The organism is Allorhodopirellula heiligendammensis (assembly GCF_007860105.1).
GTDB lineage: Bacteria > Planctomycetota > Planctomycetia > Pirellulales > Pirellulaceae > Rhodopirellula > Rhodopirellula heiligendammensis.
In genome coordinates this window covers 2,261,882-2,280,723 of record NZ_SJPU01000002.1, presented here as the reverse complement: position 1 = coordinate 2,280,723, position 18,842 = coordinate 2,261,882, and the positions used below count along the sequence as shown (strand labels likewise).

12 protein-coding genes, 1 tRNA gene and 1 pseudogene are annotated in these 18,842 nt (G+C 57.2%); 4 read left to right on the top strand and 10 right to left on the bottom strand.

The window, feature by feature from the left end; translation table 11 throughout:
* Nucleotides 1-106: 106 nt before the first annotated feature.
* From Poly21_RS18615 to Poly21_RS18605, 3 genes are all read right to left on the bottom strand, one after another.
* Nucleotides 107-2,656, bottom strand: coding sequence for a hypothetical protein (locus Poly21_RS18615; protein ID WP_146408350.1), 2,550 nt, complete (start codon nt 2,654-2,656; stop codon nt 107-109).
* Entirely contained in the window at nt 2,650-2,976 is a 327-nt protein-coding gene (locus tag Poly21_RS18610) for a DUF6793 family protein (protein ID WP_146408349.1), read from the bottom strand. Before Poly21_RS18610 ends, Poly21_RS18615 begins: the two co-directional genes overlap by 7 nt.
* 166 nt (nt 2,977-3,142) lie before the next feature.
* The gene (locus Poly21_RS18605) at nt 3,143-4,831 is read right to left on the bottom strand and encodes an RNA polymerase sigma factor RpoD/SigA (protein ID WP_146408348.1); all 1,689 of its coding nucleotides are present in this window, start codon (nt 4,829-4,831) and stop codon (nt 3,143-3,145) included.
* A gap of 415 nt (nt 4,832-5,246) precedes the next feature.
* On the opposite strand from Poly21_RS18605, the gene Poly21_RS18600 reads away from it, so the two are divergent.
* The gene (locus Poly21_RS18600; protein ID WP_146408347.1) at nt 5,247-8,492 is read left to right on the top strand and encodes a [protein-PII] uridylyltransferase family protein; all 3,246 of its coding nucleotides are present in this window, start codon (nt 5,247-5,249) and stop codon (nt 8,490-8,492) included.
* A 103-nt stretch (nt 8,493-8,595) separates the two neighbouring features.
* On the opposite strand, the gene Poly21_RS18595 is transcribed toward Poly21_RS18600, so the two are convergent.
* Nucleotides 8,596-9,024 (bottom strand): hypothetical protein, encoded by a 429-nt coding sequence (locus Poly21_RS18595; protein ID WP_146408346.1) that lies wholly within the window; start codon nt 9,022-9,024, stop codon nt 8,596-8,598.
* A gap of 57 nt (nt 9,025-9,081) precedes the next feature.
* Nucleotides 9,082-10,875 (bottom strand): response regulator, encoded by a 1,794-nt coding sequence (locus tag Poly21_RS18590; RefSeq protein ID WP_146408345.1) that lies wholly within the window; start codon nt 10,873-10,875, stop codon nt 9,082-9,084.
* A gap of 572 nt (nt 10,876-11,447) precedes the next feature.
* Here Poly21_RS18590 and Poly21_RS18585 point away from each other — a divergent pair.
* Nucleotides 11,448-13,442: a hypothetical protein gene (locus Poly21_RS18585; protein WP_146408835.1), complete on the top strand. Its 1,995-nt coding sequence runs from the start codon at nt 11,448-11,450 to the stop codon at nt 13,440-13,442.
* Nucleotides 13,443-13,776: 334 nt separating this feature from the next.
* Here Poly21_RS18585 and Poly21_RS18580 read toward each other — a convergent pair whose 3' ends face one another.
* The 4 genes from Poly21_RS18580 to Poly21_RS18565 form a co-directional block, all read right to left on the bottom strand.
* The gene (locus Poly21_RS18580) at nt 13,777-14,028 is read right to left on the bottom strand and encodes a hypothetical protein (RefSeq protein ID WP_302119545.1); all 252 of its coding nucleotides are present in this window, start codon (nt 14,026-14,028) and stop codon (nt 13,777-13,779) included.
* 67 nt (nt 14,029-14,095) lie between these two features.
* Nucleotides 14,096-15,808, bottom strand: a complete 1,713-nt coding sequence (locus Poly21_RS18575) for a TlpA family protein disulfide reductase (protein WP_302119544.1) — start codon at nt 15,806-15,808, stop codon at nt 14,096-14,098.
* Between the two features lie 90 nt (nt 15,809-15,898).
* Nucleotides 15,899-16,126 (bottom strand): hypothetical protein, encoded by a 228-nt coding sequence (locus Poly21_RS18570; protein ID WP_146408344.1) that lies wholly within the window; start codon nt 16,124-16,126, stop codon nt 15,899-15,901.
* A 277-nt stretch (nt 16,127-16,403) separates the two neighbouring features.
* Complete coding sequence (locus Poly21_RS18565; RefSeq protein ID WP_302119541.1) at nt 16,404-16,781, bottom strand: hypothetical protein; 378 nt, start codon at nt 16,779-16,781, stop codon at nt 16,404-16,406.
* 208 nt (nt 16,782-16,989) lie between these two features.
* Between Poly21_RS18565 and csrA the strand changes: the two genes are divergently transcribed.
* Nucleotides 16,990-17,184, top strand: a complete 195-nt coding sequence (gene csrA / locus Poly21_RS18560; protein WP_146408343.1) for a carbon storage regulator CsrA — start codon at nt 16,990-16,992, stop codon at nt 17,182-17,184.
* Between the two features lie 229 nt (nt 17,185-17,413).
* Nucleotides 17,414-17,486 (top strand) — tRNA-Glu (locus Poly21_RS18555).
* Nucleotides 17,487-18,498: 1,012 nt separating this feature from the next.
* On the opposite strand, the pseudogene Poly21_RS18545 reads toward Poly21_RS18555, so the two are convergent.
* Nucleotides 18,499-18,842, bottom strand: a pseudogene (locus Poly21_RS18545) (hypothetical protein); the annotation flags it as partial.

Sequence of the window (18,842 nt, the reverse complement as noted above, 5' to 3'; positions counted from 1 at the left end):
TGCTAAAGAACAAACCCCTACCGCGAACGAAGGTATCGCAGGGCCAGCAACTATTTCCATCACAACTGCCTGGGGAGGGCAGAATCCGTGGGATTGCTCCGAGCAGCTACGGCAGTGCATCGCCGACTAGATTTTCGTCGCTCATTGCAGGAGCACGCTGAGGGTGAGCGAGATGGGCGAGCACGAGTGTTTGCGCTCGCACCTGTTTGCAATCAGGAGAGATCTTCATTCCGCCGATCGCTTGGTCGAGGCGTGCCACCAGTCGCGCCGATCCCGGAGGGATTGCGTCGTGAGCGAGTAGTTGGTTCATCGCGTCAGTCATGCCCATGGGGAGGTCCCTTGGCACCACCACCCTCCCGACCGCTTGCATGCGAATCGATTTTCGGGCACCGCTGCCGATCGTGCCCAAAGTCGCCATCCTCGCCTCCCCCGCTGCGTCACGTTCGATCACGAAAGCATCGAGTAGCTCTAGCGAGGAATCATTCACGATGGATGCTCCGTCGATGGAGCGGCGGGGGGCGTCCTGCGCAGTGGTTTGCAGGTGTACAGGGCCGGCGACGTCGATGATTTGCTCCGCATGCACAACGCCATACGAGTTGCTACCCACGCCGATGTTATTCATGGAGGGCCCGGCTTCGAAGCCGAGTTCGAAATCAGCATCGACCGTGCCAAACAAACTCGCGTCCTGTTCGTCCTGGCCTCGCCTCCGAATGACTTCGATCGCAGCATCAGGGCTGTTGAAATCGATGCGGTAACGGCTCGCCAGCGAGTTGTAGAGTCCAACCACTCGCGTGAGGTGACCCCGAGAGTAATTCACGGGCAATTCGAGCATGGCCACTTCATTGCGACTCCGTGCGAATCCAACATCGAGTTGGGCGGCGTGGGCCACCCAAAACGCGCCGGCGATTGACAACGGCACGACTGCCAGCCACGCCCATTCGAGCTGACCGAGCAATCGAAAGACGGTGTAATTCAGGGGGATCAAAATCACTAAATAAATCAGCAAGCTACGAAACACCAAGGAGGATTTGGGAATCGTCACGCCAATTTCTTGACGGAGTTGGTTCTGGCCCCAGGTCAGCAGATCACTCTCGTTCGTCCAGGCACCCAGACCGCTAACTGGGTGCGGCCACACGTCATCGCTTTTCCACGCTGCGAATGGTGCGTCGGCGTCCGCAGTTGATTCCGATTTCGGCGTCTCGCTTGCCGTGTCATCATTGCGAGGAACTCGCATTTTCGCGTCACGCGAAAACAGCCGTAACCCCGTGTTGATCGCTGGCGAGGTCACGTCCGTATGAAATCCCACAAAACTCTGTCGCACAGACGGGGACGGAGTAATGTCTGATCCGAGAACTGTCGCGTCATCCGGTGAAACGAGTGGTGTCTCTGGCGAGAGCGGCGTCGCGGCCGATGGGGTCGCGTCGGCGGCAACTTGCTCGCGTCGAAATACTCGTGGCGGCCGTGCCAGGATCGCGGAGTTGACGAAGCTGTCGTACGACTTCCAGGGCATGAGCCACGGGCTCATCAGATCGATTCGGGACTGCACCAATCTTCCACGTCCCACCCGGCGTTCCAGCAGCAGTCCCCCATCACCGATCTCCAAGGCGTCTGGTCTTTGCTGGCCAGCCGCTGCGACGAACGAGGAATTGCCTTGGAGGTCTTCGATTACCCTCGCGGTGGAGGGGTCGGCGACGACGCTATGAGAACGAATGAAATCTTGCGCGTCGCCCGCTAGCAGTTCGGCAGCGCCACCGGGGATCACAGGCAATAGGTCCTGAAAATCAGCATCGGTGAGCGAGTCAACTCCCGCCGGGCCGTTGACAACAATCAGCCCACCAAAATTCAGCCAGTCCAAAATAGCGGTTCGCTGTCCCGGTGTCAGTGAGCTCGCTGGTAAATCATCCCACAACAACACGGCGGTCGAGGTCCAGTCGAGGGCGGTTTCCGCAAGTGGTAGCACGCCTTGCGTGGGCGGAATGACGATACGGTAGTTTTGGGGTGGTCGCTTGAAAGAGTCAGCACCGTGAACCGCACGTACCCAATTTGATGTTTGCCAGCGAGTGAATCGTTCGGGGCGGTTGGTGAGAATGACCAAGAAATACGTCTGGGGCAACATCACCGCAAAGCGGGCGGGACGGAGGTCGAAGCGGGCAGTCGAATCGCGCCCCAGAAACTGCCCGTCCATGATCACGTTTTCAAACATCTGGCCTTCGCGACGAGGCGCGAGGAAACGCGTCTCCAATCGCCGCATTTGTCCCTTGGGCAAGACAGCGGGGCGACGGACAAAAAACGAACTCGTTAACTCAGGTTCAAGTGCGTCCAGCGATCCATCGTCGAGCAGACCGTTTGGAGACTCGCCAACCTCGCTGCGAGTTTGCACCACGCCGCGGCGGTCATCGAGATTGCTGCGTATGGATAGTCGGGCGCTCGTCCAATGACCCGGTTTTACCGATCCGTTGGGACTCTCGCTGGTCTGCATATCGGGGCGCGATGCAGGGTATGCATCGGCGGCGCGAGACGTGAAGGGCGGTTGCTGCGTTTCACTCTGCGGGGCCGCTTCGTCAGGTTCACTGGTTAACCGGCAGCCGTCGCAGCCGACGACCAAGGGCAAACAGAGCAGAAACCACCACCACGCTCGACCGAGCGAGGCTACCATCCCATCACCATGTTCGATTCGATGGCGCGGCGGGCCTGGTCGACGTCGCAACCCGTCTCCATCCGATACAGGCGAATCGCATTGACTTTGTCGCCAGCCGATTTGCTGAGACAGTCCCGCGCGATCGTGCATGGATCGAGGGTGCGGTCGGTCAGTCCCAGGGCGCCCTTGCTGATCACCCAGGAATCCCGCGGCCGCTTAGTGATTCGCAGGACTTCATCTTCGGGATAGGCATCATCGACGACCGTCTGCGCGGAAACTTCGTCTTCGGACCATGTGATGATGATATGTGCGTCGGTTTCGATCTCAAACAATGGCATGGCGCTGGCTCGGGAGTGTGCGAAGACGAAGAACGCAGTCGGTCACGCCACAGCAATGGATTGCCATGATGTGTCGGTCGACTGCCTGTTCAGCATAGGCGTCCAGCGCGGCGTCGGCAATGTCGTGAAGCCATCGGTCGTCATTCGCTAAATCGCTTCGAAGCCGCTAAATCGCTTCGCTGCTTTCAAACATGATCAATTCGGCACCGTCGAGAAAGCTGACCAGCGATTTCGCTCGGTAGGGCTGCTGCAGTTTGCGAACGGCCTTGCTCTCAATTTGACGCACCCGCTCTCGAGTCACTTGGAAAATCCGGCCGACCTCTTCGAGCGTGTAGGTATAGCCATCGGCCAAGCCGTACCGCAGTCGTAGGATCTCACGCTCACGATAATTGAGCGTTTCCATCGCGAGGTCAATCTGATGCTTTAACGCCTCGCGATTGGTTTCCATCAGCGGGTCTTGGTCGCGGTGATCTTGCAAGAACTCTCCGAACGCACTGTCCTCGTGATCGCCGACCGGCTGATCCAACGACAACGGCTGGCGGGCCATCTTTAAGATGATTCGTGTGTCGTCGAGCGACAATCCGCTACGTGCACAGACTTCTTCGGGAGTCGGCTCGCGACCAAATTCCTGCACGAGATCACGGGTGATCTGACGAATCTTGTTCATGGTGTCAATCATGTGTACCGGCACGCGAATGGTGCGGCTTTGATCGGCGATGGCCCGCGTGATGGCTTGGCGAATCCACCAAGTCGCGTAGGTGCTGAATTTGTAACCACGGGCATGTTCGAACTTGTCGACCGCACGCATCAAACCCGTGTTGCCTTCTTGGATCAAGTCCAAGAAAGACAGTCCGCGATTGCGATATTTTTTTGCGATCGACACTACCAGACGCAGGTTTCCCGCGGACAGCACGCGTTTGGCGGCATCGTAGTCATCGCGAAGTGTGTCGCAGCGATCGACGCGGCGGGACAGCGTTTTAGGTGTCTCGTACGTCAGACGCATGAGTTGTCGTAACTCGCTCTGCAATTCCGCGACCGGCGGCATGCCCGCCAGCGCCAGCCGATGAGGTGCGTCTAAGATTTGGCGAATCTCATTCATTCGCATCGCACTGCGACGCAATTTTTCGAAGATGGGCTGCAACTTGTTCGTCCGCAGGTTCATTTCTTCGACCAATCGCACGGCCTTGTTGCGGCGAACGACAAGGTTTCGCCATGCCGCTCGGCGCCGCCGCATGGGCAGTGATTTATTGATCGCCGTCAAGTAATCGTTGCGATTTCTCTCCAGCAGATGCCCCAGTGTACGGGTGTTGGGAACGATCCGCTTCATGATCGCCTTCTTCTCGGCGGCGTTCGTCACGCTGACTTCGATCGTACGGTCCAGTCGCAGTTGTTTATCACGCACCTGTTGCAGCAATTTCAAGGCAGCCTGCAACATGAAATCTGTCGCCATCATGCAGTGACGGTAGCGTTCTCGTGTGGCCTCGATCTGGACAGCGGCAGAAACCTCTTGATCTCGGGTAAGTAGCGGGATTTGGCCCATTTGCATCAGATACATGCGGACGGGATCCTCCGTAGGATCCGTTGGCATTTCCTCCCGGCGGACGACCAAATCATCGTCGGAGAGTGAGTTCAGCTCCGAGTCGTCGGACACCGCGTCGGCGAAATCTTGACCCATGGTCCGCGAGCGACGGGAGATGGAGTCTTCGGCATCAAAGGCGTCATCCTGCAAACTGCGACTGCTAAACTTTTTGCCCATCAGGTTCTCCTCGTCTCCCGGTTGATCGTCAAAGCTGTTTGGGAAGGAACACCATGCACTGTTGGTGCCAGCGGAGAACTCAGGTAACGCATGAATCATCGCAAGTAATTGCCGCACAGGAGGTTAGGCGTAATAAACGCCCGTGGTCAGAGAAGCGTAGCGGCGCAGGGTGTGGACGAGGCTCATCGCGATGTTGCTCGCACGCAACGCCCGGTGATTTCAATCAACTCGTCCACCAGCGTGGGACCGTTTCCCGATCCCACGTTCCCCAGCGTTCGCATGTTCAAAGGTAGGTCAGGTTTTGCGTCAACAAGGTTAAAAATAGGAATGAATTGCCCATCCTCCGACTCCGCTACACCAACTCGCCCCTGGGGCGTAAACTCGGGGCGATACGTCCCTAGCAGGATTAGATGCCGTTAAGTTGGGAAAGTTCCCGACACGTATGACGACGCGTTGGCTTTCAACGGCTGTTGCCGGCAGGTCGTGCGAGCCGCCCCATCCATAGAATGCCCCGATGACGACCGCTGTGAATTCGTTCAACGATTACCATCCCCTGCGTGAGAATCGCTTCACTGACTCCGCCCGTGTGCTCGCTGCATTGGAAAAAATTGCTGCTAGCGGTGTTGCGCCGGACCTTTTGACAGGGTTGTGGACGTCCCTGCATGATCACTTGGGCTTGGTTGACGATCCCGATGGGGCGGTGCAACTACTCGAGCGATTTGTGGATGTTTCTCGCAGCCCAACCTCGTTGTTAGCATTGTTTGATCGCGATCCCCAAGCCCTGCCAGCGCTTCTGCAGGTGCTTTCAACCAGTCCAGCGGTGGCTGAGTTGTTGATCAGCGATCCAGAAAGCTTCGACCTGATCCGTGCCAGTGACGGCCGCCCAACATCGCGGGAGCAGTTACGCGACGAGTTGGCGCACGAGCTCCGCACCACCGCATCGATCCCGCGTGCAGCGGTTGCGATTCGACGGTACGTCGGTCGCGAGGTTTTGCGGATCGCTTACGGCGAATTCGTACGCGGACTGGCCCCCGATCGCGTTGCCCGGCAGATCAGCCATCTCACCGACGCGGTGCTGGCGACTGCACTGGATTTCACGATCGACCAAGTTGCTTCGCAGTTCAATTACCCGCAACGGATCGATGCTAGCGAACCGAAATACGCGATCATTGCGTTGGGAAACTATGGCGGCGAGGAAATTGGCTACGACTCGCCACTGGACCTGCTGCTATTGTGCGATCAGATCGACCGAAGAAACGAGAGTCACCTCAAATTCAATCGTCATATCGTGGCCGGATTGCTCGGCCTGCTCGGTTCCAATCGCGGTCCGGTCGTGTCGATCCACATCCGATTCGTACAGCAGCCGGGTGAGGATTTCGCGACCGCCGATACCCAGCGGCTGAGTGATTTTATCCGCACGGGGGAATCTGCATCGCGGCAAGTTGATTTCCACGCTGCCAGTGATGCAGCAGCCTATTACGAACGCGAGAACCAGACCTTCCAGCGTCTGGCGTTTGTCAAAGGTCGGGTCGCTGCCGGCGATCGTGGGCTGGGAGATTGGTTCCTAAAGCAGATGGAGCCTTGGGTCTACCATCGTCTTCTTAGTCGCAGTGAAATCGCGGACATACGGGTCCTGCGCCGCAAACTCGAAAAACGCGCACTCTCTGTGGACACTCAGCGCGGCACTCCGATCGCCGATTGTCCTGGTGGTCGCCGCGATATTGAGCTGACGATCCAGTTCTTGCAGCTGATGCACGGCGGTGAGTTGCCTGAGGTTCGTGTCCCGGGGACGCTCGATGCGATCGCGGCATTGAACCGACACGGTTGCTTGACGCAGCAGGAAGCCTCCATTTTGTCCGAGAACCACGCGCGACTTTGTCGGCTTGAGCACCACCTCGCCGTCTTGTTGGACCACCGAGTCGCTTACCTGCCCGATGACGATCTGATCCGCACTCGCTTGGCGTGGCGGTTGGGTGTGCGCCGGCCGCGGGATCGCAGTGGCGAGAGCGGTGATGGCTCTGACGAAAAAGCCGCGGTCGGTGACCGCGAGCGATTTGAAAAGTTGTTGGACGAGACGTTCGACGTCAACCGCAAGATCATCAATCACCTGATGGCTCAGGACGTCGCCGCGAGCCCAACAGCGGCATCCGACCTCGCCGTACGCCCGGTGGCTGCTCAGTCAGATCTCGCCCCCGACATCGATGCAGTCGAAATCGAAACTGAATTGATTCTTGATCCGGATCCGGATTCCGATAGGTTTGCTGAGGTCTTGCGAGGTCATGGATTTATTGATCTCGACCGCGCCGCCGACCAGATCTCATCACTCAGTCATGAGTCGGTATCCTTTCTATCACCGCGCCGATGTCGCCAGTTTTTCGCAGGCCTGGCCCCGCACCTGCTGCGTGAAATTGCGCGCACGCCTGCGCCTGATCGAACTCTCGACCAACTTAGTAAAGTCGCCGACTCAATCGGTGCCAAGGCGACTCTTTGGGAGTTGCTCGGTGCCAACCCGGCAACTTTGGCGTTGATGGTGAATCTGTGTTCGCTGACGCCCTACCTGACCGGTATCCTGACGGAGAATCCGGGGATGATCGACGAACTGGTCGACTCGTTACTGATGAATCGCCTGCCGCCATCGGAACGCCTCGACGCGCAATCGATTCGGTTGTGCCAGTTCGCGGACGATCTGAGCCCGATCCTGCAAACATTCCGGGCCGGATGCCATTTGATGATTGGCACGCGTGACCTATTGGGCAAAGAGACGGTAGACGCGATCGGTCAGTCCCTCAGTGATACCGCGGACGCCTGTTTGCGGCGGGTCATCGATCGCGAGCTTGAACTCCTGACGGCGAGATTTGGTGATCCGGTTAATGAGCAGAATGAGCCGGTGGAAATGGTTGCCGTTGCACTGGGGAAATACGGCGGGCGGGAGCCTAACTATCATAGTGATCTCGACCTGACGTTTCTGTACACAGCCGAAGGCGAAACGCAGCGCCGCGTCGGCGGTCCCAAAGCAACACTCTCCAACCGCCAGTTTTTTAACCAATTGGCTCAGAACGTTGTCAGGACAGTCGATTCGGCAGGTGATCGACTCTATGAAGTTGATCTGCCCTTGGCTCAGGGTGCCGATGAAACAGTGTTGGCCTACTCCATCGACCAGTTCATTAAACCTTTTCGTTTAGGCGGCGCGCCGCTGTGGCGACGAGCAGCTTTGTGCCAAGCTCGCGCGTTCTCAGGATCGCGTCGGACCCGCGAACTCGTCAGCGCTGCCATCGCCAAAGCGATTCGGCAGACACCGTGGCGTGACAGCCAGTTTGCCGAGTTCAAGACCCTCCGGCAGCGCGGCGAGTCGACAGCCGCGCCTGGCAATATGAAGCGTGGCGTCGGTGGCACCGTCGACGCGCAGTTCATCGTCGCCGCGGGAGTGCTGAAATCAGCGGGAAGACTGGATGCCGAGATTGCCACGGGGGTGGCGGCGGCGCTGAGCGACCTCGCTGCTGCCGGTGTCTATGACAGGGCTGACGCTGAGAAACTGATCGATAACTATCGTTATTTGCGCAATGTCGAAACAAAATTGCGACTGATCGACACGCCTGCTCGCCATGAATTGCCGCTGTCAGCCGACGGTAAGCCCGACACCCTCGAAATGAAACAGCTCGCGGCCCTGCTCGGTGAATCGGATCCGGCAGAGATCGTGCGTCGCTGCGATGACGTCCGCGTCTCCAACCGCAGCATGTTTGAGCGGATGCTCGCCCCCTGAGGGTTTAATCGTGGAACTCTGCGGTCAGTTGGACGCTATTGACGTCACTCCGTCACGCAAAAGTCCTGATCGCTGAGCAGGGGGTGACGACCCTGTCGCGATCCTAACGCAGATGACCGGCGCTGGTCTGAAACATCCGGTGCCGGCGATGCTGGGAATCTCGCTCTTGGGCGATTGCTTGAGTTAGGTCATCGAAATTGGCATTGCAAACGCGGCAACCGATGTCATTGAGGTGAAACCGAATGTAGTCGCTTTCCTCGCTCCCAATTTCGCCCAATAAGTGGCGACGGAGCAATTCGCGATCGGGACAACTCAGCCGCTCACGCCGCCAGATCGCTCCAATGGTATGGAGACCAGCGACGTTTTGACCCCGCAGGCGTACCAGTCTCTGGTGCAATTCAGGGTGCTCGCGAATGGCAACTTCGATCCTGGCGGAATTCTCTGGTGCGAGTAACTCATCGAGGAAAGCGAGCAATTCAATGTCGCTAAATTCGATGGAGTCGCTGTCGTGCTCGTGATCGCCGTGGCCCATCAGGTTCGTCGTGCCGGGAGTGGGAGTGGGAGTGGGGGTGGTCGGTGAGGCAGGGGCCTAGGGACGAGCGCCGCTGGGAGTGGACGCCGAATGCTCGGTGCCATCGTTATTGCCGGCATCCTCTGGTGGTTCTGCAATCGGTTTGGGGGCTGCCTCGAGCACGGTTTTTAAGACGTCGATGAGCTGGTCTAAGCGGAATGGCTTGTACAGGACCGCCTTGGGGTGCAGTCCGTTCTGTTTGGCTTTGACGATAGAGTGCCCTGGATCGTAACCGAAACCGGTCATCAGGATCATGGGCACGTGATCCATAAACTTGCCCAAACGCAGCATCAGTTGGTAACCGCTATAGTCAGCGAGTCGAATGTCACTGATGATGGCATCATAGGAATTCTGCCCACCGCTGCGGCGAACCATCAGCAAGGCCTCGTCGCCAGCATGGGCGGTTTCAACAACACATCCGTAGCGTTCGAGTAGACGGTGAGCATCCTCACGAACTTGATCGTCTTCATCGACGACCAAGATCCGTTTGCCACGCAGGATCACGTGCCGTTCGGACTTCTCGTCGGCAGCAACTGCCTCGAGTGGGGTCATCTTCTGCCCGATCTGCTGAATCGTACGTTTGATATCGCGTGAATTCTGCAGGATGCGGCTGAGACGATCCATCACCTCGCTACTGTGCCCGATATACCCTTCCATCACGTGCACTGCATCGTTGAGAATGGCGTCGACTGGCATCGCGACGGCGCTGTGAATCGCGTCACAACTTTGCTGGGCTGTGTTGGCCTTTTGCGCGACCAACAATTCCAGCGTGTTGAGTGCGAAGGCGATGTCTCGAGCGAAAATCTCTAGGAACTGCAGGTCGCTATCGGTGAACGTGGCGACATCGGGGCTCTCGACGTTGATGGTTCCGAGCACCTGGTCGTGCAAAATCAGAGGGACAGTCAACGAGCTACGGGTGTTGGCGACACCGGGGATGAATAGCGGGTCATTGAGCACGTCATGACAGATGTACGGAACCCCGCTGGCGGCGACGTATCCGGTGATCCCATTCTCGTGCATTCTCGCCAGTAGCTTGCGATCGGATGCTTCCTCGTCAATTCCCACGCTCAGCAGTGGCAGTAGATCGCCAGTGGATTGTTCGAGTACTCGGATTTCGATGACTTCGAAGTTCAGCAAGTCGCGGAGGTAGTGCTGGATGTTGTCTTTGAGAAGATCGATTCGCTCATCCACCTCCATCATGAAGATCTCGTTGGGGCGAAGATCGGCGAGCTCCCGTCCGGCTTGGTGGATCGCGGCCAGCTTCTGTTCCTGGAGGATCTCTTCGGTGATATCACTAACGGTGACGATGAGGTGTCGCGATGCGGCTGCCGAATAGATGGGAGCGGCGTGGACCTTGAAGTACTGATTGTGGGTGCTGTGCAGCGTCGAATGGCTCTGATCACCTGTCGCCAGCGAGGTGTGAAACGGACAGAAGTCCGGTCCCATGATTTCGGGATTGTGTAAGAGCTCGTAAAAGGTCATACCGAGCGGGGGGCCTTCGTCGCGGCCAGCCCACTGGAGCAATTGCCGGTTGGCCCAGATTACCCGCAGATCGGAATCGAGCAGAGCGACGCCTTCGGGCATGTCCCGCAGCATCAAGCCACTTTGGGTGATCCCGCGAATCTCCGAAATCTGCGGCAGAGTTGAACGCTCTAGCCAGATGCCGGCGACTGACTCCTGCTCGAGCATGGGAAATGCTTCTACGATCGATTCGGCACGTACCCATTGGACGTCACCGGGGAAATCGATGGTGCCCGCGGAACTCGCCTCGGGTGGCTGTCCCCCGTCGCCTACCCAAATCATTTTTGACACAGCTTGATTTCCCCCCACCTCTGGAAGCCATTCATCTCGTCGTACAAAATGCGTGTTCCAACGCTACACTCAGAACTATAGACGAAAACGCCCGGCAACACGTTCTTTATGTTCGCAGATTGCGGGCGGTTTGCAAATCGGATCGGGCATCGCTTCGGCGATCCGCTCACGCAAAAATATTTGGGATAGCGGCTTCATCGCGCGGAACAATCGACAAGGGAGTGTTCGCCTCCCAAGGAACCTAGATGGTGGGACAGAGGCGGCTCTAAGCTCAGCGGGACAGCGTGAGGCCTGTGGCCGGCGATGCAGGGATGTCCCCCTGAACAGGTGTCTCAAAAAATATTCAAATATTTTTTTCAACCCGGGGTCGTCTTGCTTGAAAAATCCGTGAAACTTGCCGCCGAATGGCACCTGCATTGTTGACACAGCTTACCCAGCATCTACCTTGGATCACTGCAGGGCGATGTTCGCCCAGATTGCGCAGCCGTTAAAGCTTGCCCGTGTTTCTTCTGTTGCCTCACAATATCGTGAGCATTTCGAGAGGGTTTTCAATGAAGTCTAGTGTTTTGAGGATGTTTATGGGGGTCGCCGCAGCGATGTTATTCGCTGCCTCGGTCCACGCAGGATGCGGAAGTTGTAGCGGTTGCGCCAGCGGAAGCGGTTGTGCTTCGCAAGGTTCAACGGCTGGTTGTGGCGGTGGCTGTGCCGACGGTGTCGGAGCAGGCTGCGGTGATGCTGCCGGTTGTGGTTCGACAGTGTCTTATCAAACGCAAACGGTAATGCGTTCTCAGTACGTGACGGAAACCCGTATGGTTCCGACCACCACGTACGAGCGTCAAACTCAGACTCGCACTCGAAACGTCACAAAACAAGTTGCTCGTGTCGAAACACGCTCGCAAGAATACACCGTGAACGTGCCAAAGACGGAAACCAAGACGGAAACCTACGACGTTCAAGTCGCTGTGCCGTACACTGAAGAACAAACGTACACAGTGTCGGTGCCCGTGACCACGCAGGTCGAACAGACTTACCAAGTCTCGGTCCCTTACACCGAACAAGTCGAACAGACCTACTCGGTTCAGGTTCCCTACACCGAAACCAAGACGCAAGAATACACGGTCTGTGTCCCGTACACCGAACAAGTTGAACAAACTTACAGCGTTCAGGTTCCCGTAACGAGCACGCAAACCCAAGAGTATCAAGTTTGCGTTCCTTACACCGAAACGCAAACGCAAACGTACACCGTCCGCGTTCCGCACACCGAAACCAAGACGCAAGAGTACACCGTCAACGTGCCTTACACCGAGCAGGTTGAACAGTCCTACAACGTGACCGTGCCTTACACCGAACAAGTCACGCAGACGTACAATGTCATGGTTCCTTACACCGAGCAAGTTGCCCAAACGTACACTGTGCGGGTGCCTGTTCAGCAAACTCAGACTGCCTATCGTACCGTCAGCAAGTGCGTCCCCGTGACCAGCATGCGAACCGTACAACGCGATCTGGGCAGCTACGAGTGCCAAGCAGTCGCGACTGCCCCCGCTGCAAGCGGATGTGGCTGCGACAATGGCAGCACCAGCGCCTGCGGTAGCCCATGTGGTGGCTGTGGCGGATGCCAGAGCAGCTGCGGATGCGGTGGCAGCGTTGCCGCCAATGCCGGTTGCGCTCCAGCGGTAACTTATCGTCGCGTTTACGTTCCTAACGTTGTGACCGAGCAAGTTCCAACGACCACTTATCAGCGGACCACCGAGCAAGTCCCTTACACCTACACCACGACTTCCTACAACTGCGAAACCAAGACCCGTATGGTCCCAGTTACCCGCATGCGTAGCGAATCCCGTGAGCGTACTGTCAACGTGACTCGCTGCCGCACGGAAACTCGCACTCGCACCGTTCCCGTGACTCGGTATCGCCAAGAAACCCGTACTCGTGACTACCAAGTCACCACGTACACGACCGAAGAGCGGACTCGTGAAGTTCCTGTTCACCGCACTCGGATGGAAACTCGCACCCGCGAAGTTCCTGTGACGACCATGACAACCGAAGAGCGTACCCGTACTGTTTCGGTTCAGAAGACTCGTCAAGAGCAACGCACTCGTGAATATCAAGTCACCAAGTGCCGCACCGAAACTCGCACTCGGATGGTTCCCGTGCAACGTTGCCGTACCGAAGATCGCACTCGCATGGTCAATCAAACGACCATGAAGAACGAAGAGCGTACTCGCACTGTCAATCTGACTCGCATGGAAACTCAACAACGCGAACGCGAAGTTTCGCACACCGTCAACGTGCCCGAAACTCGTACTCGCACCTACAACGTGACTGTCTATGACACCGTCACTGAAGAAGTGCCAGAAACCTACACCGTTTGCGTTCCTGTGCAATCGATGAAGGAAGTTCAAGTTCGCGTCTGCAAGCAGGTTCCTACTACCATTCAGGTTCCTGTCTACAGTGCCCCAGCCGCCGGTTGTGGCTGCGGATCGGTGCAAGCGACTCCGGTTGCTGCTCCCGTCCAAGGCACCCCTGTCATGCAAGCTGGTGCTGGTTGCACCAACTGTGGCGCCTAATTGAAACCCCTGATCGACTCGCTCTCCGGGGCGAGTCGACGGCATCCTAAAACGGCGAAACCGCGTGGGCCCAGCTCACGCGGTTTTTTCGTAGGATGGCCTCTGCGCTGCCTGCGAATCTCGCGACAGTCTATTTCATCGACTGGGCTCCTGCCCTAGCAGGAACGCAAGCGAGGGACGAGATGGCATACCGCGCTGACGCGTTGGGATAGTACATCAACCGGCAAGTAGACTGTGCCATGAAACAGCAGACGCTCCCGCGGTACGGGCGGCGCCGAATCAAAACGCGGATGGTTTCATGTATCGATCGGATGATCGCTGGAAGGAACCCCTCCTAAGATGATAACCAATCGAGTTTTGTGATTTTGCGCAAGCGGTCGTCGAAATTGCCGATGAGGCCGCCGACCATGACCCATTCGTTGGATTGCCGTAGTTCGATTTCTCCGAACTTATTGATCCGCAAGATGGAGTCACCGGTCACACCGGAATCACGCAATTGCCGCATATCGATCTCGCCTTCGTTGACGACATCCAGCAATGTTTTGCCGGTCAGTTCGATGAACTGCATGACTGAGGTTGCCGACATGATTTGCCGAGGGGCTAGAGAGGATCGAGGACCGGTCGTTCGGTCCCCCGTTGCTATCGATTTTAATTTAACGAATCCGCTTTTGGACTTCTGGCATCAAATCTTCACCCGAAAAATTGAGATGAACGACTTTTCCCTCGGCATCCATGATCGCAACGAACAGCAGTGTCACGGCACCGAACCGGTACGCTACCTCGTTAACGATCTCGGCACTGGGATCGGACTCACTGCGGAAGCTCGGGAAACTCAGTCCGTCCCGCTGCATGAATCCTTCCACGTCCGTGCCCGCCACGTCGAGGTTCATCCCTACGATCGAGACGCGGTCGGGATACTTCGCCTGGATTTCCTGCAGGTTTGGCAGGACCGCCAGCGAATTGGGGAAGGCACTCGACCAAAACGGCATCAGGACGATTTTACCTCGGTAGTCGGCCATCTTTACGGGCTGTCCACTGACTGTCGGGAGATCCGGGTCAAATTCGCGGCCGATCACCGCCTGGCGATTCTCACGGGCACGCAGCGCGGTCCTCGCGACCCGTCCGATTGCGTCTTGGCGGTCAGCGAATTGCCGCTGCAGCACGTCGTAAGTGGCCGCAGCGATATCATTTCGACCCACCGCTTCGGCCTCCAAACTTGCGCCGCAAAGAAACTCGACCGTCAACAGGTCCGCTGGCGTCGATAGCACGTCTTTGATGGCCGCTTGCCACGCCGATACCTCGACCGGCATTGTCGAATGATGCTCGTCGGGAGTGTTGCTTGAGGCAGTCGTGGCGGTCGCCACGATTTGCTGGCGGAGTTGGTCGAGATGTTCGAGCGCCGAATTGGCCTGTGAGAATCCAGATGACGCGATCATTGCCGCCATGCGAGCGACCTCGGCGTCTTGAGCGTCTCCAAACCGATCAGTGATCAGATCCCGAATCTCCTCGGCTTCTGCCTGGTACTCATACTGCAGGAGCGTGTCCTTGGCCTGTCCGAGCACCATCAGCGTGGCGACATCAACACGTTGATCACCCTCGAGTAACTCGTGCGCGAGATCCATCACGTGGGCGGCGGCATCCGATTTGCCATGGCGGAGAGATTCAATCCCCAGGCCAATGAGCACCAATTGACTATCTGACCGCAGAGCCGTGTCGGGCGAATTGCGAGAGTCCTCAGCAATCGCCTGCAGCTCCTCGGCGGCTTTCAAGTCACCCATGGACGCCAAGTGGGAAAGGGCTTGCAATACACCACGGCGACCGGTGACGCGATCGCGTTCAGTCCCATCGGGGTGTTCACTTAAACGCTCGGCGGCAACTCGTTTTAACGCGACAAGACGCACGACCTCTTCCTGGACGGCGCGCGGGTCTGTGTTGCCGGCCTGCCCATTGATCAAGGCTCCCATTTCACGATCAATATCTCCCAGAAAAGCGTTCAGCTCTCCGGGGCCCCAATCAGGTCGAAGCTGAGGGCGTTGACTCGCCCCATCGATCGCCGGAATGCGGGGTGGAGGCGCATTTTCGCTGGAGGGCGGCTGATCAGCCGTGTCGTCTACGCCAACCGGTGGTGACAGCTCGGGAGACGCAGTCGGCGGCGGCAACGATTCCGCTGTCAGAGACGAGCTGCCTTCAGCCAGATGCTGAGTGCCCGACATCTCGCCAGTGGTTGCCGCAGGAGCAGCGTCTGTCGACGGCTCCGGTCGTCCACAACCTGTTAATGCTAATGTGGTCAGTCCCACGCTCGCGAATCGCAATCGATGCGTCTGCCAATAGGTCGCAACGATCTCTTTGAACCGATACTTTTGCACGCGTCGTGTCCCTCCCGTGGAAGCGAAAACCGGCAGTCTAAACCGTTTGCAGCCAACTGGGAAACCCAAACGCGTGCTACGCGATGGGCCTTAGGCGGCTGAATGGTCCAGCGATAAAGCCTCAATCAAACGGGCAAATCGCTCTCCGGCTTCTTGCCGACGCTCCATCCGCTCGGTAACCGTCCAGCTACTGCGGATGCTGCGAACCCGACGCAAAATCTCGATATCCGAGAGCTGTGTCTCATTTTGAGCCACATCAGCGACGGGCGAGACGAACGTTGAAGCGGTGGACGATGGGGTGGCAGTGGCAGTCATCATAGGTCTTCATCCTGAAAAGATGGGAACAGTGTCGGTCGCAAGCTTGTCAGATCGCGTTTCCGTTTTTAACGATATTGCGATGTAAAGCACAAACCATGCCAATGCGTCGGAGGCATCGAGTTTTTAGGCCGAGTATTCGGAAGGCAAATGTGGCTGGCCTGGCGATCGACTAAGAAATTCCCTGTTTGACGCCAGCATCCCGCTGATTTTTAGCCGCTCGGTGGGCGAGAGGATGCGTGGGGTTGGCAAATTTTCGCCGTCCTCGATTGATGGAGAGTCAGTCGTCGCCCTGCGACTCTTTTGCAAAGTCGTGTAAATTTTGCCATCGTCGGTCCGGTAGCCGCATGAGGTTGAGCTCATCCGGGTCGCCCCAGGCTGCAAAGAGATCGCCGATCCGCTCGTTCAGCCGCCGGCAGCCCTCCTGCGAAACTGCTCGGCCATGTAAATCGATGTACTGAATCTGTTGACCATCGTCGAAAATGGTGGCGTCAATTTGCCACCCGGCGGTCTGGTTCGCCCACGTCAGTGAACCGTCCCACTCAAAAAACAGTCCTGGCAGTGAATTCATCGCCTCAGCAGCTTGTTCGAGCGTACGACCTAACGGGCGCCCTTGTCCGCGATAAACATAGGCTTGAAATGAAAAATAGGGGGACATTCCGTCACCATCGAGCGTATATTGGATGGAAAAGAGATTTTTACGGGTTTGTCAACCCAGAATTCCTTGACCGCGTCCGTTTTTGTCCTAGAGTAAAGTGCTCTAGGATCCCCGTCCACGGTTAAGAACCCTACGGCCTGTCCTTCCTACCGATGAATTGGAAGGTCGTTTTTGAGAGATACTGTGGCCATTGTAAAGGAATTAGTCCATGTTGGTTTTGTCAAGAAAGAAGAACGAAAGCATCATCATCAATAACGATATCAAAATCGTTGTTGTTGAAATCCGCGGCGACAAAGTTCGTCTGGGGGTTGAGGCCCCGCGTGAGGTGCCCGTTCATCGACACGAAGTCTACGAAGCGATCCAGCGTTCCAACGAAGCCTCCGATAGCTCCGTCGAGGGTTAGTTCGCGAAAACTCGCGAACGGACTCTCGTTGAATTCCTGCGATGCGCCCGTCTCCGTTTTCGCCATCCTCACCAAACGAGCAGTTTGGTTGGCGATGCCCTCGTTTCCTGCGTGAAGGGGCTTAAAACGAACTTAATACGTTTTTCCCAGCTCCTCGCCGATGAACCCTTGACGCCCTCAGCGTCTCCTTGTAAAAACACGCCCATCACGGCAGCGATGTCGTTTTAGAGGTCCCTTCGTCTAGCGGTCTAGGACACTGCCCTTTCACGGCGGCAACACGGGTTCGAGTCCCGTAGGGATCATCTGGGTTTCATTACCCACCATCACAGACCCCGCAAAACCAAGCGTTTTGCGGGGTTTTTTTGTGTCCGGGCTTTCTCCATGGTGGTCGGTAGCGGCAGGTGTGACACCGCCCAGGACACCGCCGTTTGTGGCGGTGTCAATCTTGACTGTTGTGATCGACGCTCCAGCGGCCCAGTGATCGGGGGTCACCTGCAAATAGTGTTTGGCGGCCACGGCGGCGGAATGACCGAGCCATGCATCGATAACGTGACCGGCGAAACATTCCTGCAACTCGGTTCGTCGTGACGCCCGCAAATTCTGAAAAGTCTTCGCCCACGGAACAATTCCCGCAGACTCGATAATCCGCTGCATGTGGGTCGCCATGTTCGCACCTGGCAAGTGATTGACGACCAGACGGCGATTCATCACCAAATCGTTTTCACGCTCAGCCGCAGCGGCCTCCAGAATCGGACGCAGTTCCGGGAAGATCGTACAGAACCGCAGTCCCGTTTTGGGTGAGTTGATCTGAATACGGCCATAATCCAGCCGAACATCCGACCATTTGACGATCAGCAGTTCGCAAACCCGCAACCCACCGAACCGAGCAAGAGCAAACAGAGCACCTGGGGACAAGCACCTGGGGACACGGCACTTTGTTGACCATGGCTGTATGGACTCATCCTGCTCGTGCCCTCGTGCATCGGTGCAGTCGATTGGTTTGTGAGAAACCGAGCGACATCCGTTCGCGTTGCTGCCGCCGCGCTACTGGCCATCGTGATGATAGTAGCGATTGGGTGGGTCTTGTTAGGCGGGGAATCTGAATACTGGGGGACAAGCATCTGGGGACACGACACTTTGTTGACCCCTCGCAAGTGGCCCGTTGGGAGTAGACGGCAATTCGTGAGATCTCTCCAGCCGCTCAGGTACCGAAACGAGCTACTTTGCCGTCTTGGCAGCCTGAAAGTGTGCGCCGCAAGCGTTATCGACCCGGAAAGGTGATCCGCTGGAGCGAAGAAGATGCGATCGTTGACTTTAACCAGCGTCCGCGAATAGCTCTCTTGCCCGCCGACGCATGTGGTAGCGACGATGGGTACGGTGACTACGCATCGCGTCAACACAACCGGGGCGTCCCGCTACCGTACCAAACAGCTTGCCAAAATCGCTGACCAGTTCACACCACGAAGCCCGATCCAAGCCCAGACGCTGCAGGATCGGCGGGACGCTCGCGGGTGTTCTGCCGCGCTTGCCAGAGGCCGTCTGGCGGGCGGTCCAGTCCAGCAATTCCAAGTAGCTCGCCAGCGACATGGCCAGAAAACCTTTCTCACTGCAGCGCTCTTTCGACTCGCTCTCACAGGGGCCTACTGGATCGAGTAGCT